The sequence below is a fragment of the Streptomyces sp. NPDC002676 genome (genome assembly GCF_053592455.1).
Genome location: NZ_JBSFVT010000004.1, coordinates 413,606 through 435,873, shown reverse-complemented (window position 1 = coordinate 435,873; position 22,268 = coordinate 413,606). Strand labels below are relative to the sequence as shown.

Here is a 22,268-nt window from a genome sequence, read left to right as displayed (position 1 = left end):
GGATGGCCCGGCTGCGGAACCGGCAGTCAATAACTGCTAGTTGACGTTGACGGCCTTCCACGCCGCCGCCACGGCGTTGTACTCCACGCCGCCGGAGCCGTACAGGTCGGCCGCGGCCTGCAGGGTGGCGGTGCGGGCGCCCGCGTAGTTGGTGGTCGAGGTCATGTACGTGCTCAGGGCCTTGTACCAGATCTGGTCGGCCTTGTCCCGGCCGATGCCGGTGACCGTGGAGCCGTCGTACGTCGGGGAGTTGTAGGAGACCCCGTTGATGGTCTTCGCGCCGCTGCCCTCGGACAGCAGGTAGAAGAAGTGGTTGGCGACGCCGGAGGAGTAGTGCACGTTGAGGCGGCCGACCTTGCTGGACCAGTAGTCGGCGGAGCTGCCGTCCTTGCTGGGCTTGTCCATGTAGCGCAGCGGGGTGCCGTTGCCGTTGATGTCGATCTCCTCGCCGATGAGGTAGTCACCGGGGTCGGAGGCGTTGTTCGCGAAGAACTCCACCGAGGTGCCGAAGATGTCCGAGGTGGCCTCGTTCAGGCCGCCGGACTCGCCCCGGTAGTTGAGCTTCGCGGTGGCCGCGGTCAGGCCGTGGCTCATCTCGTGGCCGGCGACGTCGAGGGAGGTCAGCGGGTCGTTGTTGTTCGCGCCGTCGCCGTACGTCATGCAGAAGCAGCTGTCGTCCCAGAACGCGTTGACGTAGGCGTTGCCGTAGTGGACGCGGGAGTAGGCGGCCCGGCCGTCGCCAGCGATGCCGTTGCGGTTGAACGCGGACTTGTAGAAGTCCCAGGTGACGCCGGCGCCATAGGCGGCGTCGGCGGCGGCGGTCTGACGGTTGGTGTTGGTGCCGTCGCCCCAGACGTCGGCGGAGTTGTGGAAGAGGGTGCCGGTGCCGGTCGTGCCGCCGTTCAGGTCGTACGTCTTGTGGCCGCCGCGCAGGCCGTCGATCAGGTCGAAGCCGCCGGTGGCGGAGGCGGTGCTGTTGAGGGTGACGGTTCCGCTGTACCGGGTGTTGCCCGTGCCGGTCTCGATGGCCTGGTAGGAGTAGAGCTGCTTGCCGGTGGTGGCGTCGGTGATGACGTGCAGCTCGCTCGGGGTGCCGTCGTGCTGGACGCCCTTGACGACGGACTCGTAGGCGAGGACCGGCTTGGCGCCGTCCGCCCAGACGACCTTGCGGGAGGTCGAGGTGGTGGCCTTGGTGCCGCTCGCGGCCTTCAGGGCGCTCTTCTTGGCGTTCGTGGGGGAGACGGCGGCCGTCGTGGTCGGCACGGATATCCGGGCCTTGGTCGCCTTGCTGACGCCCTTGAGGTCGCCGTTCTTCGCCACGTGGGTGACCAGGTCGCCGCCGAGGACGGGCAGGCCCGCGTAGGTGCGCTCGTAGCGGGTGTGGACCGTGCCGTCGCGGTCCTTGATCACGTCCCGGACGACCAGCTTCTCCTTGCTGCCGAGCCCGAGTTCACGGGCCGCGGAACCAGCGTGCTCCTGGGCCGACTTCAGGGCGGCGACGCGGGCGGAGGTGCTGAGCGGGGCCGCGAGGGCACCGGGGGTGTGCTCGGGGGCTGCGGTGGCGGCGCCGTTCTGCAGTGCGAGGACGACCATCGCGGCCGAGCCGATCAGGGCAGCGGCGCGCACAGTGGCCTTACGGGTGACGTGGGGCTGACTCACTCGGTCTCCTTTGAGCTGGTCTCCGTGGGGCCGAAGACACAGGTGGGGCACAGCTAATGCACAGAGGTGCGGCGAGTGAGGAGAGGGTGGCACCCGGACCACCCTCTTTGACAGAGTCCCGACAGGACTTTACGTGTTTGTATCCGAAAGGCGTGCGGTCAGAACCGCTATACGGACGGCGAAATGATGATCAACTGCTGTTTGAACAGGAGGAATTGAGACACCCGTCCGCGCGGTGCAGTGGCTTGCGCAGGACGGCGCAGGGGCGGCCGAGGGTGCGGTCGGGGCGGTGGGCGATGGTCTCGTAGCCGAGGGCGGTCCAGAAGGCCAGAGCCTTGGGGTTGTTCTCGAGGACGGCGAGGCGTACGGCGCTGCGTCCCTGCGCGTGGAAACGGTTCTCGACGAGTTCCGCGAGCGTACGGCCGTAGCCCTTGCCCTGCTCGGCCGCGTCCACCAGCAGCAGCCCGATCCACGGGTCCGGGTCGGCGGGGTCCGGATGGTGGGCGCGCGTGCCCGCGAGACCGACGAGGCGTCCCTCCTCCGTGCGGGCGAGCAGCACCTCGGTGCCCGGCACGGCCAAGTCCTCGGCCAGCGTGGCCGCGACCTGCTCGGGGCGTACGTCGTCCGGGTCGGGGAAGTCGCCGCTGAGCCGGTGGAACTCGTGGTTGGACGCGTAGAGCGCGGTGAGTTCTGACAGCAGGGCTTCCGGCAGGGCGGGGGAGAGGGGCTCAAGAATCACGGGGGCAAGCTATCCCCGAGGGGCTGTTGCCCACCTCCGGTTTTGCCCGGCCGGCGCCGCGTTCATCGCGGCGCCGGCCCTGGACAGCGTTCGTCAGACGTTGACGCCGAAGTCCTGGGCGATGCCCACGAGGCCCGAGGCGTAACCCTGGCCCACCGCGCGGAACTTCCACTCCGCGCCGTTGCGGTACAGCTCGCCGAAGATCATGGCCGTCTCGGTGGCCGCGTCCTCGGAGAGGTCGTAGCGGGCGATCTCGGCGCCGCCGGCCTGGTTGACGATGCGGATGTAGGCGTTGCGGACCTGGCCGAAGTTCTGGCCGCGGTTCTCGGCGTCGTAGATGGAGACCGGGAAGACGATCTTGTCGACGTCGGCCGGGAGGGCCGAGAGGTTGACGTTGATCGCCTCGTCGTCGCCCGCGCCCTCGCCGGTGCGGTTGTCGCCGGTGTGGACGATGGAGTTGTCGGGGGTCTGCTTGTTGTTGAAGAAGACGAAGTGGCCGTCCGAGTAGACCTTGCCCTGCGTGTTCACCGCGATGGCGGAGGCGTCCAGGTCGAAGTCCGTGCCGGTGGTGGTGCGGACGTCCCAGCCGAGGCCCACGGTGACGGCGGTCAGGCCCGGAGCCTCCTTGGTGAGCGAGACGTTGCCACCCTTGGACAGGCTTACAGCCATGATCGGGAGTCCCTTCCTTGGTTTCCGTGCACCTTTGCCGACGCACTCTTGCCGACGAAACTAGCGTCACCGGGAAGAACGTCGAGGGGGGTCCCCGCGGTTCCTGATCCCTTTACCTTTTTTACCCGATGCACGCCGCCGGGAAATCCGGGTGACGCGGGGCGGGTCCGGCCGGGAACATGGAGGCATGGCCGGTCCTTATGTCATCCGTGGCTCCGTCTCGCTTCCCGAGGCCGAGCTGACGTGGCGTTTCTCCAGGTCGTCCGGGCCCGGCGGGCAGCACGTGAACACGAGCGACTCACAGGTCGAACTGCGGTTCGACCTGGCCAACACCGAGGCGCTGCCGCCGGTGTGGAAGGAGCGGGCGCTGGAGCGGCTGGCCGGGCGGCTGGTGGACGGCGTCGTCGTCGTACGGTCCTCCGAGCACCGCTCCCAGTGGCGCAACCGCGAGGCCGCCGCCGTACGGCTCGCCGCCCTCCTCGCGGAGGCCACCGCACCGCCGCCCAAGCCGCGCAAGCCGACCCGCATCCCGCGCGGCATCAACGAACGCCGACTGCGCGAGAAGAAGCAGCGCGCGGAGAAGAAGCAGGGCCGCTCCGGGCGCAACTGGGCGTAGTACGCCCGCAGTCGGGCTCCCCCGTGTCACGTTTCCGCGCTCCCCTTCGTCATCCTTGGGAGGCGTACGGATGCAGGCCGAAGGGGCGCCAGTGCCGATGAACGAGCAGGACTTTCTCGCCGAGCGGTTCGAGGCGTACCGGGAGCATCTCCGGGGTGTCGCCTACCGCATGCTCGGCTCGGTCACCGAGGCCGAGGACGCCGTGCAGGAGACGTGGTTCCGGCTGACCCGGTCCGACACCGGCGAGGTGGCGAACCTCGCGGGCTGGCTGACGACGGTCACCGGCCGGGTCTGCCTGGACATGCTCCGCTCCCGCAAGGCCCGCGCCGAACAGCCGCTGGACACCTGGCACCCAGCCCCCACCGCCGACCGGGACCCCGCGCACGACGCCCTGCTCGCGGACTCCGTCGGTCTCGCCCTGCTCGTCGTCCTCGACACCCTTACGCCCCCCGAGCGGCTGGCGTTCGTCCTGCACGACCTGTTCGGCGTGCCCTTCGACGAGATCGGCGGCATCCTCGGGCGCAGTCCGGCCGCCGCGCGGCAGCTCGCCAGCCGGGCCCGCCGCCGGGTGCGCGGCGCCGAGGTGCCGGACGCCGGCAAGGCCCGGCAGCGGCGGGTGGTCGACGCCTTCCTGGCCGCCGCGCGGGAGGGCGACTTCGACGGGCTGCTCGCGGTGCTCGACCCGGACGTGGTGGCCCGCAGCGAGGAGGGCGTGATCTCCGGCGCGGTGGCCATCGCCTCCGGTGCCTCGTCGTTCACCTACCCCAATGCCGTCGTGCATCCGGCGCTGGTCGACAGCGTCACCGGCCTGGTCGTCCTGGTCGACGACCGCCCCATCCGTGCGCTGTCCTTCTCCTTCGCGCAGGACCGGATCACCTTCGTCGACGTCGTCGCCGACCCGGCCCGGCTGGCCGAGCTGGCGATCGAGCTGGTCTGAGGCATGGTCCGGACGGCCCGGGGCGGGCTCCTGAGAGATCCGCGGGATCCGCGGGATCCGCGGGATCCGCGGGATCCGCGGGATCCGCGGGATCTGCGGGATCTGCGGGATCCGCGAGAGCTACGCCCCGACGTCGTCCAGGGCCAGTACCCCCACCGTCTGCCCGCCGCTGGTCTCCCCGTTCTTCCGGAAGCCCAGCCGGAGGTAGAACGCCTCGGGGCCGTCCGGTCCCGGGTGCCAGGTGACGTACAGCTCCTTGCCGCCCCTGCGGCGGATCTCCGCGGCGACGGACTCGACGGCGAAGCGGCCGTAGCCCTTGCCCTGCCCCTCGGCGGCGATGTTCAGGCGCCACAGGCCGGAGCGGAACACGCTGCCGTCGAGGTGCCAGTCGATGTCGAAGAAGGCCATCAGGAAGCCGACGGGACGCCCCGCGTCGGTGATCAGCCGGGGCCAGGCGACGCCGGGGTGGACGTACGCCTCGGCCAGAGACTTCACCACGGGCTCGACCGCGTGCTCCTGGTCGGGGCGGATGCGGATGCCGAGCGCGGCCTCCAGGTTCCCCGGGGATATCTCTTCCAGTTGCAGCGACTGGGATGTCATGCGCGCAGCGTAGGCCGGGGCCCTCCGGCGCCGCGACGCAATTCCGGCGGCGTCCGGTCAGCCCAGCTGCCGGTACCGGCCGCGGAAGTACATCAGCGGGCCGCCCTCCGCGCTCGGCACGTGTGCGGTCAGCACCCGGCCGATCACCAGGGTGTGGTCGCCGGCCCTCACCCGCTGCTCGGTGCGGCACTCCAGGGTGGCCAGTGCGCCGCCGACCAGCGGGGCGCCGGTGGTCTCGCCGCGGACGTAGGGGAGGTCCTCGAAGAGCAGACGGTCACTGATGCGGCCCTTCATCGCGAAGCGGCCGGCGATGTGCCGCTGGCTCTCGGTGAGGACCGAGACCGCCCACAGGGGCTGCTCGGCGAGCAGGTCGTCCATCCGGGACCCTTCGCGCAGGCTGACGAGCACCAGCGGCGGGTCCAGGGAGACCGACATGAACGCCGTGGCGGTCATGCCGACGTCCTCGACACCCGGCGCCCCGGGGTCGTCCGGGTCCAGCGGCGGCTCCTGAGCGGTCACCAGGACCACGCCCGCGGCCAGCCGGGACATCGCGGCCCGGAACTCGTCGTTGCTCACCCCCTCAGCATGCCCGGAGGAGAGTGTGGCGGTGAGGGATGAGGTCTTCAGCACGCCGGAAACGCTAATCTCCGCCTTCCGCGGTGCGCATCGGGCCTCCGCCCGAACCGAGTCCTAGGACCAGGGACCGGATCAGCGGCAGTTCGTGCATCATGTGGACACATCCGCAACGCCCGCGTTCAACAAACGGACAGGGAAAATGCGGAAACCGCGGAAAACTCACTCAATTGTTCACTTTTTCCTGTGACTTGAGTCACAAGGGGCGGGAATTGTTGACCCTGTGTACCGAGTGAGCAGCGCGCTGTGATTCAGTGGCTCGAAACCCTTGATTCGCTGCGAGGTCTCGGGGGGAGGGCGAGCATGGAGACCGAGTCGGAGCCGTACGTCCGCCTTGCGTCCCTGCGGCAGCTGCACCAGGCCATGGCCGACATGAACACGGCGCGCAGCCTGGCGGACACACTGCAGACCGTTGCCGACGGTGTGGTGGACGCCCTCGGATACGAGATGGCGTGCGTGAACCTCGTGCGTCCTGACGGCGACCTCGTGGTCGCCGCCTTCACCGGGAACCCCGCGGCCGAGGCCCTGATCACCGGCCGGGTCGGCTCGCGTGAGTCCTGGGAGCGGCGGCTGAACATGGGCGAGCAGTGGGGCGACCTGGTCTTCATACCCCACACCGAGGGCTGGGTCCTCGACGACGACGACGTCCCGCAGTGGTTCACGGACGGGCCCGCGCCCCGCTTCGAGGACGAGTGGCACCCCTCCGACCGGCTCTTCGCCCCGATGTACAAACCCGGCGTCCAGCGCGCCTCCTGCGGTGAACTGCTCGGGGTCATCTCCGTCGACCGGCCGCGCAACGGCCGCAGGCCCGGCGCCTGGGGCCGCGAGGCCCTCCAGATGTACGCCTTCCAGGCCGCGATCGCGATCAGCAACGCCCACCTGCGGGCCAACATGCAGCGTGCCCTGGTCCGCCTGGAGCGCGAGCAGCAGGCGCTCAGGGCCAGCGAGGAGAGCTTCCGGCAGGCCTTCGAGTACGCCCCCTCCGGCATGGCCATAGCGGAGATGGGCGGCGACCAGCACGGCCGGATCCTGCGCAGCAACGACGCCCTGTGCCGGCTGCTGGGCCGCCCGGCCTCCGCGATGCGCCGCTACTCCTTCTCCGACCTCGTCCACCCCGAGGACATAGGCACGCTGCTGCGGACCTCGGCGGAGGGCGGGCGCGCGGAGCTGCGTCTCGGCCGCCGCGACGGCACCTACGTGTGGGTGTCGCTGCGCAACTCCGTCGTCGCGGACGCGGCCGACGGCCCCCGCTTCCTCTTGACCCACGTCGAGGACATAGAGGAGCGCAAGCGCCGCGAGCTGCAGCTCGCCCACCGCGCCTCGCACGACTCGCTGACCGGCCTGCCGAACTCCGCCGAGCTGCGTTCGCGCCTGTCGGCCCGCCTGTGCCGGCGGCCCGCGCACGCCCTGGAGTCCCTGGACGCGGCCTACGGCCACCCCGCGTACGAGGCCCCCACCGGGCACGGCTTCGACTTCGCGCCCGGCGTGGAGGAGTTCGACGCCTTCGACCACCATGTGCACACCAGTGCCCCCGAGGACGGCCGCGACGACGGCACCAAGGGGCTCGCGGTCCTCTTCTGCGACCTGGACGGCTTCAAGTCGATCAACGACCGCTTCGGCCACAACGCGGGCGACGCGGTCCTGATCGAGGTGGCCCGCAGGCTCAGCAGGGGCGTGCGCGACGGGGACACCGTCGCCCGGCTCGGCGGCGACGAGTTCGTGATCCTCGCCGACGGCCTCGGCAAGGCCGACGCAGAGGACCTCGCCGTACGCCTGCGCAACGAGATCATCCAGCCGATCCGCGCCGAGGGCCGGGCCGTCCGGGTGGGCGCGAGCTTCGGCATCGGATGGGCACACTGCGGCATGACTGCGGACGAAGTGTTGAAGTCAGCCGACGAACGGATGTACGTAGAGAAACGATCTCGTCCCAAACAACACCGACGCGCCGGATGAGCCGCAGGTCAGCGCGCTGATGCCGTTCGGATCACCCGTTTGGGCGTGGGAGAACGGGTAGGCTCGCCATTCCAGCGACGTATCGCATCCGCCCGCACCTGTTGAGGAGTACCTAGGGATGACGCCCGGCGACAACGGCGCAGGCACGCCCGAGGACGACGACCCGTTCGGCTACCTGTACGCCGACGGTCAGGCCCGCGGAGCCCAACCGCCGTCCGGTGGCTACGGCTACCCGAACTCGGTCAGCAGGGTGCGCGCGGTCGGTGAGCGCCAGTACGGCCAGCAGCAGACCGCCCCGTACGGCCAGCCGTCCGTCCCGCAGCAGGGTGCCTACGGCCAGCCGAACGCGCACTACCAGGCCCCGGAGACCCTTCCCGGCGGTGGCTCCGCCGGCAGCCGGCCGGCGCCGCCCGCCCCCGGCCGCCGCGGCCCGAACACCAACGGCCTGCTGATCGGTGCGATGGCGGTGGTCGCCGCGGTCGTCATCGGCATCGGCGCCGCGATGATCGGCGGCAACTCGGGCGACAAGAAGGACAACGGGGCGAACCCCCCGCCCGCCCAGTCCCAGGCCGCCTCCCCGAGCGCGCCGAACAGCGCCTCGGCGAACCCGGGCGAACTCCCGAAGGCCGACGCCCAGGCCCTCCAGCAGGCAGGCGGAGCCACCAAGGCCTCGGACGTCACCGGCGCCAAGGCGGCGGGCGGCGTCTACGTGGGCGGCCTCAACGCCGTCGGCTCCTCGGTCACGTGGACGATCAACGACGTTCCCGAGGCCGGCGCGTACACGCTGTTCGTGAACTACAGCGCCGTCGAGGACCAGTCGATGACGGTCACCGTCAACGGCAAGGAGTTCGGCAGCAAGCTGGGCCTGGGCAACTACGCGCACGTCGCCGACGGCGACTTCGCCAAGGGCTGGACCACCACCTACGTGTGGCCGACCCTGAACAAGGGCTCCAACACCATCTCCATCTCCTGCCAGGCGGGCGACAAGTGCAACGTCCTGCTGGACCAGGTATGGCTGAAGAAGGGTCAGGTCAAGCGGGACTCGGCCTAGGCCGCGCCCGCCTCCCCGGTCACCGTGACCCGCTCGCGCAGCTCCTCGTAGACCGCGCGGTCGAACTCGCCTGCCACAGGGGCCCGTACGGTCGCTGTCGACAGGGCGATCGCGCGGGTCAGGCGGTCGGGCCAGGGGAGGTTCTCCACGAGGCCGGAGAGCAGGCCCGCGACCGCTGAGTCGCCGGCGCCGGTCGGGTTGCCGTGGACGAGGGTCGGTGGGGTGGCCTGCCAGCGGCCCTCGGGGGTGGTGGCGAGCAGACCCCGGGCGCCGAGGGAGGCGACCACCGCGTGGGCGCCCCGGCGGCGGGCGTCCTGGGCGGCCCGCAACGGCTCATGGGAGCCGGTGAGTTCGGCCAGTTCGTCGGCGTTCGGCTTGATGATGTCGGGGCGGGCCGCGACCCCGCGGCGCAGTGCCTCGCCGCTGGTGTCCAGCAGGACGGGGACGGCGGCGGTGCGGGCCGTGCGGACCAGGCTCGCGTACGCCCCGACCGGCACCCCCGGCGGCAGGCTGCCGCACAGGGCCACCGCCGAGGCGCCGGGCAGCAGTTCCTCGTAGCGGTCCAGGAAGGCGCCCCACTCGGCGGGCGCGATCTGCGGGCCCGGCTCGTTCAACTGGGTGGTGTCGCCGGACAGTTCGTCCACGACGGCGAGCGTGCGCCGGGTCGCCCCGGCGATCGGCACCAGCGCGTCGATCACCCCGGGCGTGCCCGCGAGCCGCTCGCGCAGTTCCCGGCCGGTGGTGCCGCCCGCGAAGCCGGTGACCGTCGTCTCGTGGCCGAGGGCCGCGAGCACGCGGGCCACGTTCACGCCCTTGCCGCCCGGCCGCTCGACGACCTCCTGGACGCGGTGCGAGGCGTGCGGGCGCAGCGACCGCACGCGGTAGGTGAGGTCGAGAGCGGTGTTCAGCGTGACCGTGAGGATCACCGTGCCGACCTCCTTCGTCGTGTCGCCGCGTACGCCGTGTTCGCCTCGTCGTCCGCTTCCGTTCTCCGGCACGATCATGCCAAACAGACGGCGGCCGGCCCAGATGCAGGTCGGCCGCTGTTCGGGGCGTATACCGGGAGGGATCAGCCCAGTTGGGGCGCCACGATCCACTCGCCCCGGCGCATCACGCCCTTCAGGTCGAAGCCGGCGTCCAGTACCACCAGGTCCGCGTCCTTGCCCGGCTCCAGCGAGCCGATGCGGTCGAAGAGGCCGAGGAGGCGGGCCGGGTTGGCGCAGAGGGCCGCCACCGCGTCCTGCACCGGGAGCCGGTCGACGGTCACCGCGCGCTTGAACGCCCGGTCCAGGGTGAGCGTGGAGCCCGCGATCGAGCCGCCCTGCACCAGCCGAGCCACGCCCTCGCTGACCTCGACCTCCAGGGGGCCCAGCATGTAGCGGCCGTCGCCGATGCCGGCCGCGTCCATGGCGTCGGTGATGAACGCGACCCGGCCGGCGCCCGCGTGATGGAACGCCAGCTGCAGCGCGGCGGGGTGCAGATGGGTGCCGTCGTTGATCAGCTCGACCGTCACCCGCTCGTCCTCCAGCAGGGCCGCGACCGGGCCGGGGGCGCGGTGGGCCAGCGTCGGCATGGCGTTGAAGAGGTGGGTGGCGACCGTGGCGCCCGCGTCGACGGCCTCGACCGTCTGCTCGTAGGTGGCGTCCGTGTGCCCGATCGCCGCGATCACGCCGTGCTCCACGAGGAGCCGTACCGAGTCGATGCCGCCCGGCAGCTCGGCGGCGAGGGTGACCATCTTCGCCTTGCCGCGCGCCGCGTCGATCAGCTTGCGAACCTCGGCGGGCTCCGGGTCGCGCAGCAGTTCCTCGGAGTGGGCGCCCTTTCGGCAGGGGGAGATGAACGGCCCCTCGAAGTGGATGCCCGCGATCTCGCCCTGCTCGGCCAGCTCGCTCAGCAGCCCGGCCTGCCGCACCAGCAGGTCCATCTCGTCGGTGACGGTGGAGGCGACCAGCGTGGTCGTGCCGTGCAGCCGGTGGGTGTGGATGGCCTTCAGCACCTCGTCCGGCGTACCGGAGAAGGAGGCTCCGCCGCCGCCGTGGTTGTGGATGTCGACGAAGCCGGGGAGCACCCAGTGGCCGGTCAGGTCGAGCACCTGGGCGTCGGCGGGCGCGGTGGCGGCGATGTGCCTGCCGTCCACGACCACCTGGCCGTTTTCCACCGTTCCGGTGGGCAGCACCACCCGAGCACCTGCGAGAACCAAGCTGGCAGCCATCAGGCGGTTACCTCCGCAGTCGTAGAAGTGGTCGTCAGCAGGTCCCGCGCAAGCAGCCCCGCGCCCAGGCAGCCCGCCGTGTCCCCCAGGGCCGCGGGGACGATCGTCGGCAGTTTCTGGAAGGTGACTCGCCGCCGGACGGCTTCCCGCAGCGGTCGGAACAACACTTCCCCCGCCTCGGCCAGCCCGCCACCGATGATCAGCGTGCGCGGGTCCAGCAGAGTGAGCGCGGTGACCAGCCCGTCGGCGAGCGCGTCCACCGCCTCCTGCCAGACCCGGACGGCGTTCGGGTCACCGGACGCGACGGCCTTGGCGCAGTCGGCCGCGTCCGCCCCGGGGTCCTGGCAGGCCTCGGCCCACGCCTCGCTGACCGCGGACGCGGAGGCGTACCGCTCCAGACAGCCGCGCTGCCCGCACGTGCAGGGGGTGCCCCCCGGTCGTACGACGACATGCCCGATCTCGCCCGCGAAGCCGTGTGCGCCGGACTCCACCCGCCCGTCCAGGCCGATGGCGCCCGCGATTCCGGTGCCGAGCGGCACGAACAGGAACCGGTCGGCGCCCTTGCCCGCGCCGATCCGGCCTTCGGCGAGCCCGCCGGCGCGCACGTCGTGGCCGAGGGCGACCGGCACCCCGAGCCGCTCGGCCAGGAGTGTGCGCAGGGGGACGTCCCGCCAGCCGAGGTTGGCCGCGTAGACGGCGATGCCGTTCTCGTCGTCGACGATGCCGGGGACCACGATGCCCGCGGCGGCGGCCGGTTCGCCGTAGCGCTCGGCGCCGTGGGCGCGCAGCTCGGCGGCGAAGTCGAGGATCGTCTCGACCACGGCATCGGGCCCGCGCTCGCGGCCGGTCGCCCGGCGGGCGCGGTGCAGCAGGGCGCCGCCGTCACCGACGAGGGCGGCCTTCATCCCGGTGCCGCCCACGTCCAGGGCGATGACATGTCTCATGGGAACAGTGTGGCCCTCGGACCCATGAGAGGTCTAGTCCACTCGTCTGGTGTAGACCTCATGTGTCCACACTCGACGGCCAACAGCTCCAAGAAGTACTGGGACGCCCTCGTCGAAGCGTACGAGGCCAAGTACCCCGTGTGAAGATCGACGTCAGCGTCTACTCCTGGAACGACGGCGGCGGCGGACAGCGCCGCCACCGCCGGCTGAGCCGGTTGTCGGTGCCCGGCGTTACGGTGGCCGACATGGAACTCGGCCACCGCGAACAGGCCATCCTCGCGCTGGAGCGCCGGGGCTTTACCGGCCCCGGCGCCAAGGAGCGCGCGATACGGGAGGAGCTGGGCCTGGCGCCGGTGCGCTACTACCAGCTGCTCAACGCCCTGCTGGACGACGAGCGGGCGCTGGCGCACGACCCGGTGACGGTGAACCGCCTGCGCCGGGTGAGGGAGGCCCGGCGAGGCGAACGCTGAACGGCTGGGTAAAGGCGGGGTCCAGGGGCGCAGCCCAGGCGTGAGACCGGCCCGCGCTGGATAGTGTCGCGGTATGGATCCCATCCCGACCCCGGCGACCCAACCCGGCCGGGACGGCCTCGCGGCGCTGCTGGCAAGCCCCCGTACCGCCACGGTCGCCTTCGACTTCGACGGCACGCTGGCCCCGATCGTCGCCGACCCGGAACAGGCCCGCGCCCACCCCGACGCCGTCCCCGCGCTCGCCGCGCTCGCCCCGAAGGTGGCCTCCGTCGCCGTCATCACCGGCCGGCCCGCGGGGGTCGCGGTGCGCTACGGCGGCTTCGCCGGGGTCCCCGAACTCGCACACCTCGTCGTCCTCGGCCACTACGGCGCCGAGCGCTGGGACGCGGTCACCAGCACCGTCAACGCACCGGCCCCGCACCCCGGCGTGGCCGCGGTCCGCGCCGAGCTGCCCGGCTTCCTGGACACGATGGGCGCCTGGCAGGGCGTGTGGATCGAGGAGAAGGGCCGCGCGGTCGCCGTCCACACCCGCCGCGCCGACGACCCCGAGGCCGCCTTCGAGGCCCTGCGCGAACCCCTCGCCGACCTCGCCACCCGGCACGGCCTGATCGTCGAGCCCGGCCGCATGGTCCTGGAACTCCGCCCACCCGGCACGGACAAGGGCGTAGCCCTCCTCGACCACGTCCGCTCCACCGGCGCCGAGTGCGTCGTCTACGCAGGCGACGACCTCGGCGACCTCCCCGCCTACGCGGCAGTGGACAAACTCCGCTCCGAAGGCATCCCCGGCCTCCTGATCTGCAGCGGAAGCACGGAGGTCACGGAACTGGCGGAACGAGCGGATGTGGTCGTGGACGGCCCGGAGGGGGTCGTAGCCCTGCTGAGGGCCCTGGCAGATCAGCTGGACTGATCGTCCAGTGCACCCAGCTGGTCCAGGAACCACCGAGCAGGCGGCAGCGCCGTAGCAGCAGCGGCCAACCTCTTGGTCCGCTCCGCCCGCTGATCCGTCGGCATGGTGAGCGCGGAGTGCAACGCCTCCGCAGTCCCCCCGATGTCATACGGGTTCACGACAACCGCATCCTCGCCCAGCTCCTCATACGCCCCCGCCTCCCGGGACAGCACCAGCACGCACCCCTCGTCGGAGACGACCGGCACCTCCTTGGCGACGAGGTTCATCCCGTCCCGGATGGGATTGACCAGGGCGACGTCGGCGAGCCGGTACGCGGCCAGGGACCGCGCGAAGTCGTCCTTGACGTGCAGTACGACAGGCATCCAACCCGTCGTGCCGTACTCGGAGTTGATCTCCTGCGCAACGCGCCGCACCTCCGCGGTGTAGTCGCGGTAGACGGCGAGATCCTGCCGGGACGGATAGGCGAACGCCAGGTGCACCACCCGCTCGCGCCACTCAGGGTGGTCCGCCAGCAGCTGCCGGTACGCCAGCAGCCCGCGCACGATGTTCTTCGACAGCTCGGTGCGGTCCACCCGGACGATCGTCCGGCGCCCCTCGCCGATCTCCTCCCGCAGCGCAGCCATCCGCTCGTCCACGTCCGGCCGGTGCGCCCGCTCCCGCAGGAAGTCCGCGTCCGCGCCGAGCCCGTGTACGCCGATCCGGGTACCCGAGGGGATCCCCGGCCCCAGCACGGCGTGACAGCAGTCGGTGAACGCATCCGCCCACCGGCGGGTCAGGAACGCGGCCCGGTCCGCGCCGAGGATGCCGCCCAGCAGCTCGGCCGCGATGTCGTCCGGAAGCAGCCGGAAGTAGTCCGGCGGGGCCCACGGGGTGTGCGAGAAGTGGCCGATGCGCAGGTCGGGGCGGAGCCGCCGGAGCATGCGCGGGGCGAGCGCCAGGTGGTAGTCCTGGATCAGCACCGCCGCACCCTCGGCCGCCTCCTTGGCCAGCGCCTCGGCGAAGGCCTGGTTGTAGGCCTCGTACGACGCCCACTGCCGCCGGAACTCGGCGTCGAAGACCGGCTCCAGCGGGGTCTGGTACAGCATGTGGTGGACGAACCAGAGCACCGAGTTGGCGATGCCGTTGTACGCGTCGGAGAACACGGTCGCGTCGATGTCCAGCATCCGGACCTGCTGTCCGCCGGTGTCCGCGCCCGGCAGCCGGCCGCCCTCGGCCCGCCGCACGGCCTCGCGGTCGCCGTCGCTCAGCGCGGCGCACACCCACACCGCGTCCGTGTCCGGCCCGATGGCCGACAGCCCCGAGACCAGCCCGCCGCCGCCCCGCTTGGCATGCAGCGTGCCGGCCCCGCCATCGGGGCGTACCTCGTACGAAACCGGGCCGCGATTGGACGCGACCAGTACCTCAGCACCGCGCACGGAAGCCATGGTCCTCAACCTAGCCCGGCCCGTAAACACTCAAACGTACGGTCCGCCCCGAAGAGCGGCCGTATACAGCCGATGCCCCGTTTTCACGCCACCCGGCGCTCACGCCACCCGCCGCGCCGCGTACTCCGCGATCTCCGTCATGGGCGGCCGTTCCTCCGTGTCCACCGAGTACGTGCGCGGCTCGAACCCGTCCTCGCCCCGCTCGAACTGGGTCAGCGACGGCCGGACGAGGTGCCCGCGGGCGAGCCTCAGCTGCGCCGTGCGGTAGATCGCGGCGGCCATCCGGCCCAGCGCCTGTCCGTCCTGGTGCCGGTGCTTGCGCACCCCCACATCCACCTGGGCGAGGGCGTCCAGGCCCACCAGGTGCAGCGCGTCCACCAGCATGCCCAGTTCCACGCCGTACCCGACCGGGAACGGCAGCTGCTCCAGCAGCGAGCGCCGGGCCGCGTACTCGCCGCCGAGCGGCTGCACGAAACCGGCCAGCTGCGGCCAGTGCATGTTCAGCAGCGGGCGGGCCATGAGTTCGGTGACCCGGCCGCCCTGGCCGGCAGCGCCGCCGAGCGGACGGTCGTACATGGCCTTGACCAGCTGTACGTCCGGCTCGGTCAGCAGCGGGCCGACGATTCCGGAGACGAAGTCGGAGGAGAACTCCCGCAGGTCGGCGTCGATGAAACAGATGATGTCCCCGCTGGTCACCAGCAGGGAGCGCCACAGCACCTCGCCCTTGCCGGGGACGGCCGGGATGCGCGGCAGGATGTCGTCGCGGTGGACGACCCGGGCGCCGGCCGCCGCGGCGACCTCGGAGGTGCGGTCGGTGGACCCGGAGTCGACGACGACGATCTCGTCGACCAGCGGCACCTGTTCCACGAGGTCGCGGCGGATCACCGCGACGATGTCGCCGACCGTTTCCTGTTCGTTCAGTGCGGGCAGCACGACGGAGACGGACTGGCCGGTACGCTGCTTGGCGGACAGGATCTGGTGGAGGGGCCGATCGGTCACGGACCAGGAGCGGGTGGCCAGCCAGCGCTCGACTTCTTCCAGCACGGTCTGCGACTCCTCACTGTCACGGCCACACGTCACCGTGTGATCCATCTCGCGGTTCGGACGACTATCTCAACTGTCCTGGCCTTCGGTTACAGTCTTGAACAACGTCGATGACCATCGCATGTCGGGGGTCGCGCGCGTTGACGGACAACCGCATCACACAACCGCATACCGCTCATCCAGAGGGGCAGAGGGACACGGCCCGATGAAGCCCCGGCAACCCTCCAGTCGGTTCTCGTTCTCCAGCGAGGCTCCCGGCTCGGGAAGGTGCCAAATCCGTCTCACGGCGAGATGCGTCGTGAGGAAGATGAGGAGAAAGGGCCTCGCCTCACATGGCTGCGCAGACAGTTGCAACCGCCAGCGATTCCGCCGGTACCTCCACCGTAGACCTCGGCCCCGCCGCGGCCCTGAGCTGTCGCGAGTGCGGTCACCGCGTGCCGCTCGGCCCGGTGTTCGCCTGCGAGGAGTGTTTCGGCCCGCTGGAGATCGCCTACGACTTCTCCGCCTACGACACCGAGGAACTGCGGGGGCGCATCGAGTCGGGCCCCGCGAACATCTGGCGTTACGCGCCGCTGCTCCCGGTCCCGGCGGACGTCGCCGACAAGCCGAACCTGAACCCCGGCTGGACCAAGCTCGTCAAGGCCGACAACCTCGCCCGCGAACTCGGCGTCACCGGCGGCCTGTTCGTGAAGGACGACTCCGGCAACCCGACGCACTCCTTCAAGGACCGCGTGGTCGCCCAGGCCCTGGAGGCCGCCCGCGCCTTCGGTTTCACGACCCTCTCCTGCTCCTCGACGGGCAACCTGGCCGGTGCCGTCGGCGCCGCCGCCGCCCGCGCGGGCCTGCGCTCCTGCGTGTTCATCCCGCACGACCTGGAGCAGGGCAAGGTCGTGATGGCCGCGGTCTACGGCGGTGAACTCGTCGGCATCGAGGGCAACTACGACGATGTGAACCGCTTCTGCTCCGAGCTGATCGGCGACCCGGCCGGCGAGGGCTGGGGCTTCGTCAACGTCAACCTGCGGCCGTACTACGCGGAGGGCTCCAAGACCCTGGCGTACGAGATCTGCGAGCAGCTCGGCTGGCGGCTGCCGGACCAGATCGTGGTCCCGATCGCCTCCGGCTCCCAGCTCACGAAGATCGACAAGGGTCTGCGGGAGCTGATCGAACTCGGCCTGGTCGAGGACCGGCCGTACAAGATCTTCGGCGCCCAGGCCGAGGGCTGCTCGCCGGTGTCGGCGGCCTTCAAGGCCGGCCACGACGTCGTACGCCCGCAGAAGCCGAACACCATCGCCAAGTCCCTCGCGATCGGCAACCCGGCCGACGGACCGTACGTCCTGGACATCGCGCGCCGTACCGGCGGTGCGGTGGAGGACGTGACGGACGAGCAGGTCGTGGACGCCATCAAGCTGCTCGCGCAGACCGAGGGCATCTTCGCCGAGACGGCGGGCGGTGTGACGGTCGGCGTCACGAAGAAGCTGATCGAGAACGGCGTCCTGGACCCGTCGCTCACCACGGTCGTCCTCAACACCGGCGACGGCCTCAAGACCCTCGACGCGGTCGCAGGCACGGGCCTGACCGCTACGATCCGCCCGAACCTGGACTCCTTCCGAGAGGCTGGTCTCGCATGAGTGTGACCGTTCGTATCCCCACCATCCTGCGCACGTACACCGGTGGCCAGGCCGAGGTCACGGCCGAGGGTGCGACCCTCGCCGAGGTCATCACGGACCTGGAGAAGAACCACACCGGCATCGCCGCGCGTGTGCTGGACGACCAGGGCAAGCTGCGCCGCTTCGTGAACGTCTACGTGAACGACGACGACGTCCGCTTCGAGCAGGGCCTGGAGACGGCGACCCCGGACGGTGCCGGCGTCTCCATCATTCCGGCGGTCGCCGGCGGCTGCTGAGGCCTGAGTCACACACTGTTCCTTGAATTGCCCCCTCCGTGAGAGAAACGGAGGGGGCAATTCTGCGTGATTGAGCGCGGTAGAGTTGGGGAACGCGCTCCTGGCCCTCGGGTCGGAAGCCCTGGATTCATGCCGCATGCCCGACAAGAAGCAGCCAAAATGCACGGGTTTTATGCGGCTTTTGTTGCCTTTACGGGGCCCGACTTGCCCTGAATTCAGGCGAATTCTCGCCAGATTCCGGATGCCGCTCGTCCAGATTTCTCGTCCGATTGACCTGTTGCAGACGGCAGTTGGACAGATACATTCAGCCGCGGTCGACGCGTTCCGGCGCACGCCCCCGACCAATTCTGGGGGGTGAGGTCTGACCCGGGTCCGCGAAGTGTGGATCTGTGCAAGGGCCAGTAATAGGGGAGTTAGGCATGGCTCAGGGCACCGTCAAGTGGTTCAACGCGGAGAAGGGGTACGGCTTCATCGCGGTCGACGGTGGTGCGGACGTCTTCGTCCACTACAGCGCCATTCAGATGGACGGCTACCGCACCCTGGAAGAGGGCCAGCGGGTGGAGTTCGAGATCTCGCAGGGCCAGAAGGGCCCGCAGGCCGACATGGTCCGCCTCAGCGCCTGAACGTTTCTTGCCGAAGGGCCCGCACCTCGCACAGGGTGCGGGCCCTTCGCTGTGCCCGGGGTTCGTCCGGGGTCCGCTGTTCGCGGGCGGCTGACGGGGGCTGCCGTACCCCGAGAGGCGCTTGCACTCTCCATGCCCGAGTGCTAATCATTGCGTTAGCACTCTGAAGGTGAGAGTGACAGTGAGGACCGGGTCGGTGAGGCCCGCAGGCCAAGTGGGGCAAGGAACCACGGGGCAGGCGAGCCGTCCGTCGCGGGCGCGGGCGCGGTCCGAAGGAATCACCCCCAGTCCTGGAGGGACCACTTCACATGGCCAAGATCATCGCGTTCGACGAGGAGGCGCGGCGCGGCCTCGAGCGCGGCATGAACCAGCTCGCGGACGCCGTGAAGGTGACGCTCGGCCCCAAGGGCCGCAACGTCGTCCTCGAGAAGAAGTGGGGCGCCCCCACGATCACCAACGATGGTGTGTCCATCGCCAAGGAGATCGAGCTGGAGGACCCGTACGAGAAGATCGGCGCCGAGCTGGTCAAGGAAGTCGCCAAGAAGACGGACGACGTCGCCGGTGACGGTACGACCACCGCGACCGTGCTCGCCCAGGCCCTGGTCAAGGAAGGCCTGCGCAACGTCGCCGCCGGTGCCAACCCGATGGCCCTGAAGCGCGGTATCGAGAAGGCCGTCGAGGCCGTCTCCGCCGCCCTGCTGGAGCAGGCGAAGGACGTCGAGACCAAGGAGCAGATCGCCTCCACCGCGTCCATCTCCGCCGCCGACACCCAGATCGGCGAGCTGATCGCCGAGGCCATGGACAAGGTCGGCAAGGAAGGCGTCATCACCGTCGAGGAGAGCAACACCTTCGGCCTGGAGCTTGAGCTCACCGAGGGCATGCGCTTCGACAAGGGCTACATCTCCGCCTACTTCGCGACCGACATGGAGCGCATGGAGGCGGTGCTCGAGGACCCGTACATCCTCATCGCCAACTCCAAGATCTCCTCGGTCAAGGACCTGCTCCCGCTGCTGGAGAAGGTCATGCAGTCGGGCAAGCCGCTGCTGATCATCGCCGAGGACGTCGAGGGCGAGGCCCTGTCGACCCTGGTCGTCAACAAGATCCGTGGCACCTTCAAGTCCGTCGCCGTCAAGGCCCCGGGCTTCGGTGACCGCCGCAAGGCCATGCTCGGCGACATCGCCATCCTCACGGGCGGCGAGGTCATCTCCGAGGAGGTCGGCCTCAAGCTGGAGAACGCCACCCTCGACCTGCTGGGCAAGGCCCGCAAGGTGGTCATCACCAAGGACGAGACCACCATCGTCGACGGTGCCGGTTCCTCCGAGCAGGTCGCGGGCCGCGTGAACCAGATCCGCGCCGAGATCGAGAACAGCGACTCCGACTACGACCGCGAGAAGCTGCAGGAGCGCCTGGCGAAGCTCGCCGGCGGTGTCGCGGTCATCAAGGCCGGCGCCGCCACCGAGGTGGAGCTGAAGGAGCGCAAGCACCGCATCGAGGACGCCGTCCGCAACGCCAAGGCGGCCGTCGAGGAGGGCATCGTCGCCGGTGGTGGCGTGGCCCTGCTGCAGACCTCCAACGTCTTCGAGAAGCTGGAGCTCGAGGGTGACGAGGCGACCGGCGCCAACGCCGTCCGTCTCGCCCTGGAGGCCCCGCTGAAGCAGATCGCCGTCAACGGTGGTCTCGAGGGCGGCGTCGTCGTGGAGAAGGTGCGCAACCTGGCCGTCGGCCACGGTCTGAACGCCGCCACGGGCGAGTACGTCGACATGATCGCCGAAGGCATCATCGACCCGGCGAAGGTGACCCGTTCCGCGCTGCAGAACGCCGCCTCCATCGCCGCGCTGTTCCTCACCACCGAGGCCGTCATCGCCGACAAGCCGGAGAAGGCCGCGGCCCCGGCCGGCGGCGGCATGCCGGGCGGTGACATGGACTTCTGATCGACCTGAAGGTTGATCAACGTCCTTGCCGAGGGCGGCATCCCCTGTTCCGACAGGGGGTGCCGCCCTCGGGCGTTTCCCGGGTAAGTGCGCGGTTCGAGTGTCCGGGATCACACCACGGTCCATAGGTGCGCGGAATGCGGGACGCCATACTTCGGTTACTTAAGTGCCTGCATCAATGCGCATGCACATACCAGCCGGTTGATCCGTTCCGAGGAGCCCCCACGTGACCGTCACGACGTCGTCCGCCTCCCGCGCGGCCCAGATCCTGTCCCGCCCGATCGCGCTGAACGGCCTGACCGTTCCCAACCGGATCGTGATGGCCCCGATGACGCGCATGTTCTCCCCGGGCGGCATCCCCGGCGAGGACGTCCGGTCGTACTACTCCCGCCGGGCCGCCGCCGGTGTGGGCCTGATCGTCACCGAGGGCACGTACGTGGGCCACGACTCGGCCGGGCAGAGCGACCGCGTTCCGCGGTTCCACGGGGAGGAGCAGCTCGCGGGCTGGGCGAAGGTCGCCGAGGACGTGCACGCGGCGGGCGGCACGATCGTCCCGCAGCTGTGGCACATCGGCATGGTCCGCAACCAGGGCGACGCCCCCTACCCGGACGCCCCCGCGATGGGCCCGTCCGGCCTCGTCGGCGCGGACGCCGAGGTCACCGGCAAGGCCATGACCCAGCAGGACCTGGACGACGTCATCGCCGCCTTCGCGGAGGCCGCTGCCGCCGCCGAGCGCATCGGCTTCGACGGCGTGGAGCTGCACGGCGCCCACGGCTACCTGCTCGACCAGTTCCTGTGGGCGGGCACGAACCGCCGTACGGACGCTTACGGCGGCGACGCGGTGGCCCGTACCAAGTTCTCGGCGGAGATCATCGCGGCGGTCCGCGCGTCGGTGTCCCCGGACTTCCCGATCATCTTCCGCTACTCACAGTGGAAGCAGCAGCAGTACGACGCCCGTCTCGCCGAGACCCCCGAAGAGCTGGAGGCCATCCTGACCCCGCTGGCCGCGGCCGGCGTCGACGCCTTCCACGCCTCCACCCGCCGCTACTGGCTCCCCGAGTTCGAGGGCGCCGACCTCAACCTGGCCGGCTGGACGAAGAAGCTCACCGGAAAGCCGGTCATCACGGTCGGCTCGGTCGGCCTCGACGGCGACTTCGTCAAGGCGTTCCAGGGCGAGGGTTCCCCGGTCAAGGCCATCGACAACCTGCTGGACCGCCTGGAGGCGGACGAGTTCGACATGGTCGCCGTGGGCCGCGCGCTGCTCCAGGACCCGGAGTGGGCGGCGAAGGTCCTGGCCGACCGCTTCGACGAGCTGAAGCCGTACGACGCGGCGGCGCTGAAGACGCTTAGCTGACCTTAGGCGCTCATAGGTTGCCCATGGGCTCGATATCGATGCGAACGGGGTTGCCCCACACCCGGAGCACCTCATAGTCGGTGAACTCATGGACCAGCCGGTAGGCCATCGCGGGCCGCGACCCGCGCCGCTGGGCGGCGAGATACGCCTCGGCCTCCCGCCGGTCCCGCCGGGGCGTCCCGCACAACTGCCATTCCTGCCCGTTCCACAGCTCCGGCAGCCACCGCTGCTGGGGCTGTGGCCGGTCGGCACGGACGCCGTAACGCGAAGGTGCGGACGCGGGGGCCTGCTCGGCCTGCGCCCGGCCGCCGCCCTGGAATTCGGACCGCCGGGCAGCCCGACGCCGGGTCTCACAGAGCAGACACAGATCGGGCGCACTCTCGTCCACGGGCCCCTGCGGGTGCTCCGGGCACCGGGTGGTGGGCGCCCCGGCCGCGACGCTCTCCTCCACCAGGTCGAGCGCGCGCCGCAGATCGGCCTTGACCTCGTGCAGCCGCGAGTCCGGCGTATCGGCGCTGAGCGCCTCCCCGTGCTCCCCGAGCACGCGAAGGGCCCGGCCTAGGGCGGTGAGCTGGGCGTGGTTCATGTGGTCAGTCCGT

At 70.6% G+C, this 22,268-nt stretch carries 22 protein-coding genes and 1 riboswitch; of the genes, 11 read left to right on the top strand and 11 right to left on the bottom strand.

What is annotated here, in order from left to right:
- Window positions 1-36: 36 nt before the first annotated feature.
- The 3 genes from ACWD3E_RS15290 to ACWD3E_RS15280 all read right to left on the bottom strand — a co-directional run bounded on the left by ACWD3E_RS15290 (window position 37) and on the right by ACWD3E_RS15280 (window position 3,067).
- Complete coding sequence (locus ACWD3E_RS15290) at window positions 37-1,593, bottom strand: M4 family metallopeptidase (RefSeq protein WP_451388157.1); 1,557 nt, start codon at window positions 1,591-1,593, stop codon at window positions 37-39.
- A 256-nt stretch (window positions 1,594-1,849) separates the two neighbouring features.
- Complete coding sequence (locus tag ACWD3E_RS15285) at window positions 1,850-2,398, bottom strand: GNAT family N-acetyltransferase (RefSeq protein WP_451388012.1); 549 nt, start codon at window positions 2,396-2,398, stop codon at window positions 1,850-1,852.
- Window positions 2,399-2,491: 93 nt separating this feature from the next.
- Entirely contained in the window at window positions 2,492-3,067 is a 576-nt protein-coding gene (locus ACWD3E_RS15280) for a TerD family protein (protein ID WP_451388011.1), read from the bottom strand.
- A gap of 187 nt (window positions 3,068-3,254) precedes the next feature.
- Between ACWD3E_RS15280 and arfB the strand changes: the two genes are divergently transcribed.
- Both arfB and ACWD3E_RS15270 read left to right on the top strand, forming a co-directional pair.
- Window positions 3,255-3,683 (top strand): alternative ribosome rescue aminoacyl-tRNA hydrolase ArfB, encoded by a 429-nt coding sequence (gene arfB, locus ACWD3E_RS15275; protein ID WP_451388010.1) that lies wholly within the window; start codon window positions 3,255-3,257, stop codon window positions 3,681-3,683.
- A 97-nt stretch (window positions 3,684-3,780) separates the two neighbouring features.
- Window positions 3,781-4,620 (top strand): sigma-70 family RNA polymerase sigma factor, encoded by an 840-nt coding sequence (locus ACWD3E_RS15270; RefSeq protein ID WP_451388009.1) that lies wholly within the window; start codon window positions 3,781-3,783, stop codon window positions 4,618-4,620.
- A 120-nt stretch (window positions 4,621-4,740) separates the two neighbouring features.
- Here ACWD3E_RS15270 and ACWD3E_RS15265 read toward each other — a convergent pair whose 3' ends face one another.
- Window positions 4,741-5,220 (bottom strand): GNAT family N-acetyltransferase, encoded by a 480-nt coding sequence (locus ACWD3E_RS15265; RefSeq protein ID WP_451388008.1) that lies wholly within the window; start codon window positions 5,218-5,220, stop codon window positions 4,741-4,743.
- A 57-nt stretch (window positions 5,221-5,277) separates the two neighbouring features.
- Window positions 5,278-5,850, bottom strand: coding sequence for a flavin reductase family protein (locus tag ACWD3E_RS15260; RefSeq protein ID WP_451388007.1), 573 nt, complete (start codon window positions 5,848-5,850; stop codon window positions 5,278-5,280).
- Between the two features lie 306 nt (window positions 5,851-6,156).
- Between ACWD3E_RS15260 and cdgB the strand changes: the two genes are divergently transcribed.
- Together cdgB and ACWD3E_RS15250 are read left to right on the top strand one after the other, a co-directional pair.
- Window positions 6,157-7,806, top strand: a complete 1,650-nt coding sequence (cdgB, locus tag ACWD3E_RS15255) for a diguanylate cyclase CdgB (RefSeq protein ID WP_451388006.1) — start codon at window positions 6,157-6,159, stop codon at window positions 7,804-7,806.
- Window positions 7,807-7,924: 118 nt separating this feature from the next.
- Window positions 7,925-8,857, top strand: coding sequence for a carbohydrate-binding protein (locus ACWD3E_RS15250; protein ID WP_451388005.1), 933 nt, complete (start codon window positions 7,925-7,927; stop codon window positions 8,855-8,857).
- Here the strand turns inward: ACWD3E_RS15250 and ACWD3E_RS15245 are convergent.
- From ACWD3E_RS15245 to ACWD3E_RS15235, 3 genes are all read right to left on the bottom strand, one after another.
- Window positions 8,854-9,783, bottom strand: a complete 930-nt coding sequence (locus ACWD3E_RS15245; protein WP_451388156.1) for a 1-phosphofructokinase family hexose kinase — start codon at window positions 9,781-9,783, stop codon at window positions 8,854-8,856. The two genes, ACWD3E_RS15250 and ACWD3E_RS15245, sit on opposite strands and share 4 nt — an antisense overlap.
- Before the next feature lie 143 nt (window positions 9,784-9,926).
- Window positions 9,927-11,069 carry an N-acetylglucosamine-6-phosphate deacetylase gene (nagA, locus tag ACWD3E_RS15240; protein ID WP_451388004.1) on the bottom strand — a complete coding sequence of 381 codons (1,143 nt, stop codon included), beginning with the start codon at window positions 11,067-11,069 and terminating at the stop codon, window positions 9,927-9,929.
- On the bottom strand, window positions 11,069-12,013 hold the full coding sequence (locus ACWD3E_RS15235; RefSeq protein WP_451388003.1) for an ROK family protein: 945 nt from the start codon (window positions 12,011-12,013) through the stop codon (window positions 11,069-11,071). The genes nagA and ACWD3E_RS15235 overlap by 1 nt, the downstream gene beginning before the upstream one ends.
- Window positions 12,014-12,258: 245 nt before the next feature.
- Here ACWD3E_RS15235 and ACWD3E_RS15230 point away from each other — a divergent pair, with 245 nt between their 5' ends.
- Entirely contained in the window at window positions 12,259-12,483 is a 225-nt protein-coding gene (locus ACWD3E_RS15230; protein WP_451388155.1) for a DUF3263 domain-containing protein, read from the top strand.
- Between the two features lie 73 nt (window positions 12,484-12,556).
- The gene (gene otsB, locus ACWD3E_RS15225) at window positions 12,557-13,390 is read left to right on the top strand and encodes a trehalose-phosphatase (RefSeq protein WP_451388002.1); all 834 of its coding nucleotides are present in this window, start codon (window positions 12,557-12,559) and stop codon (window positions 13,388-13,390) included.
- Here the strand turns inward: otsB and ACWD3E_RS15220 are convergent.
- Together ACWD3E_RS15220 and ACWD3E_RS15215 are read right to left on the bottom strand one after the other, a co-directional pair.
- On the bottom strand, window positions 13,378-14,814 hold the full coding sequence (locus tag ACWD3E_RS15220; RefSeq protein ID WP_451388001.1) for an alpha,alpha-trehalose-phosphate synthase (UDP-forming): 1,437 nt from the start codon (window positions 14,812-14,814) through the stop codon (window positions 13,378-13,380). The genes otsB and ACWD3E_RS15220 overlap by 13 nt on opposite strands.
- Before the next feature lie 99 nt (window positions 14,815-14,913).
- Complete coding sequence (locus ACWD3E_RS15215; protein ID WP_451388000.1) at window positions 14,914-15,858, bottom strand: glucosyl-3-phosphoglycerate synthase; 945 nt, start codon at window positions 15,856-15,858, stop codon at window positions 14,914-14,916.
- A 172-nt stretch (window positions 15,859-16,030) separates the two neighbouring features.
- Window positions 16,031-16,172: riboswitch (SAM riboswitch) on the top strand.
- Between the two features lie 18 nt (window positions 16,173-16,190).
- On the opposite strand from ACWD3E_RS15215, the gene thrC reads away from it, so the two are divergent.
- The 5 genes from thrC (at window position 16,191) to ACWD3E_RS15190 (ending at window position 21,669) form a co-directional block, all read left to right on the top strand.
- On the top strand, window positions 16,191-17,486 hold the full coding sequence (gene thrC / locus ACWD3E_RS15210; protein WP_451387999.1) for a threonine synthase: 1,296 nt from the start codon (window positions 16,191-16,193) through the stop codon (window positions 17,484-17,486).
- On the top strand, window positions 17,483-17,761 hold the full coding sequence (locus tag ACWD3E_RS15205) for a MoaD/ThiS family protein (RefSeq protein ID WP_451387998.1): 279 nt from the start codon (window positions 17,483-17,485) through the stop codon (window positions 17,759-17,761). The genes thrC and ACWD3E_RS15205 overlap by 4 nt, the downstream gene beginning before the upstream one ends.
- A 419-nt stretch (window positions 17,762-18,180) precedes the next feature.
- A complete protein-coding gene (locus ACWD3E_RS15200) occupies window positions 18,181-18,384 on the top strand; it encodes a cold-shock protein (protein ID WP_004929928.1) in 204 nt (67 codons plus the stop codon).
- Window positions 18,385-18,692: 308 nt separating this feature from the next.
- Window positions 18,693-20,315, top strand: a complete 1,623-nt coding sequence (groL, locus tag ACWD3E_RS15195; protein WP_451387997.1) for a chaperonin GroEL — start codon at window positions 18,693-18,695, stop codon at window positions 20,313-20,315.
- A 226-nt stretch (window positions 20,316-20,541) separates the two neighbouring features.
- On the top strand, window positions 20,542-21,669 hold the full coding sequence (locus ACWD3E_RS15190) for an NADH:flavin oxidoreductase (protein WP_451387996.1): 1,128 nt from the start codon (window positions 20,542-20,544) through the stop codon (window positions 21,667-21,669).
- A gap of 10 nt (window positions 21,670-21,679) precedes the next feature.
- Here the strand turns inward: ACWD3E_RS15190 and ACWD3E_RS15185 are convergent, their stop codons facing one another.
- Window positions 21,680-22,255, bottom strand: coding sequence for a hypothetical protein (locus tag ACWD3E_RS15185; RefSeq protein ID WP_451387995.1), 576 nt, complete (start codon window positions 22,253-22,255; stop codon window positions 21,680-21,682).
- Window positions 22,256-22,268: the final 13 nt, after the last annotated feature.

Coding starts and splice junctions, on each gene's coding strand:
- ACWD3E_RS15200 (WP_004929928.1), top strand. CDS start 18,181: ATGGCTCAGGGCACCGTCAAGTGGTTCAACGCGGAGAAGGGGTACGGC.
- nagA (WP_451388004.1), bottom strand. CDS start 11,069: ATGGCTGCCAGCTTGGTTCTCGCAGGTGCTCGGGTGGTGCTGCCCACC.
- ACWD3E_RS15265 (WP_451388008.1), bottom strand. CDS start 5,220: ATGACATCCCAGTCGCTGCAACTGGAAGAGATATCCCCGGGGAACCTG.
- ACWD3E_RS15230 (WP_451388155.1), top strand. CDS start 12,259: ATGGAACTCGGCCACCGCGAACAGGCCATCCTCGCGCTGGAGCGCCGG.
- ACWD3E_RS15205 (WP_451387998.1), top strand. CDS start 17,483: ATGAGTGTGACCGTTCGTATCCCCACCATCCTGCGCACGTACACCGGT.
- ACWD3E_RS15185 (WP_451387995.1), bottom strand. CDS start 22,255: ATGAACCACGCCCAGCTCACCGCCCTAGGCCGGGCCCTTCGCGTGCTC.
- cdgB (WP_451388006.1), top strand. CDS start 6,157: ATGGAGACCGAGTCGGAGCCGTACGTCCGCCTTGCGTCCCTGCGGCAG.
- arfB (WP_451388010.1), top strand. CDS start 3,255: ATGGCCGGTCCTTATGTCATCCGTGGCTCCGTCTCGCTTCCCGAGGCC.
- groL (WP_451387997.1), top strand. CDS start 18,693: ATGGCCAAGATCATCGCGTTCGACGAGGAGGCGCGGCGCGGCCTCGAG.
- ACWD3E_RS15250 (WP_451388005.1), top strand. CDS start 7,925: ATGACGCCCGGCGACAACGGCGCAGGCACGCCCGAGGACGACGACCCG.
- otsB (WP_451388002.1), top strand. CDS start 12,557: ATGGATCCCATCCCGACCCCGGCGACCCAACCCGGCCGGGACGGCCTC.
- thrC (WP_451387999.1), top strand. CDS start 16,191: ATGGCTGCGCAGACAGTTGCAACCGCCAGCGATTCCGCCGGTACCTCC.
- ACWD3E_RS15270 (WP_451388009.1), top strand. CDS start 3,781: ATGAACGAGCAGGACTTTCTCGCCGAGCGGTTCGAGGCGTACCGGGAG.
- ACWD3E_RS15220 (WP_451388001.1), bottom strand. CDS start 14,814: ATGGCTTCCGTGCGCGGTGCTGAGGTACTGGTCGCGTCCAATCGCGGC.
- ACWD3E_RS15235 (WP_451388003.1), bottom strand. CDS start 12,013: ATGAGACATGTCATCGCCCTGGACGTGGGCGGCACCGGGATGAAGGCC.
- ACWD3E_RS15290 (WP_451388157.1), bottom strand. CDS start 1,593: ATGGTCGTCCTCGCACTGCAGAACGGCGCCGCCACCGCAGCCCCCGAG.
- ACWD3E_RS15280 (WP_451388011.1), bottom strand. CDS start 3,067: ATGGCTGTAAGCCTGTCCAAGGGTGGCAACGTCTCGCTCACCAAGGAG.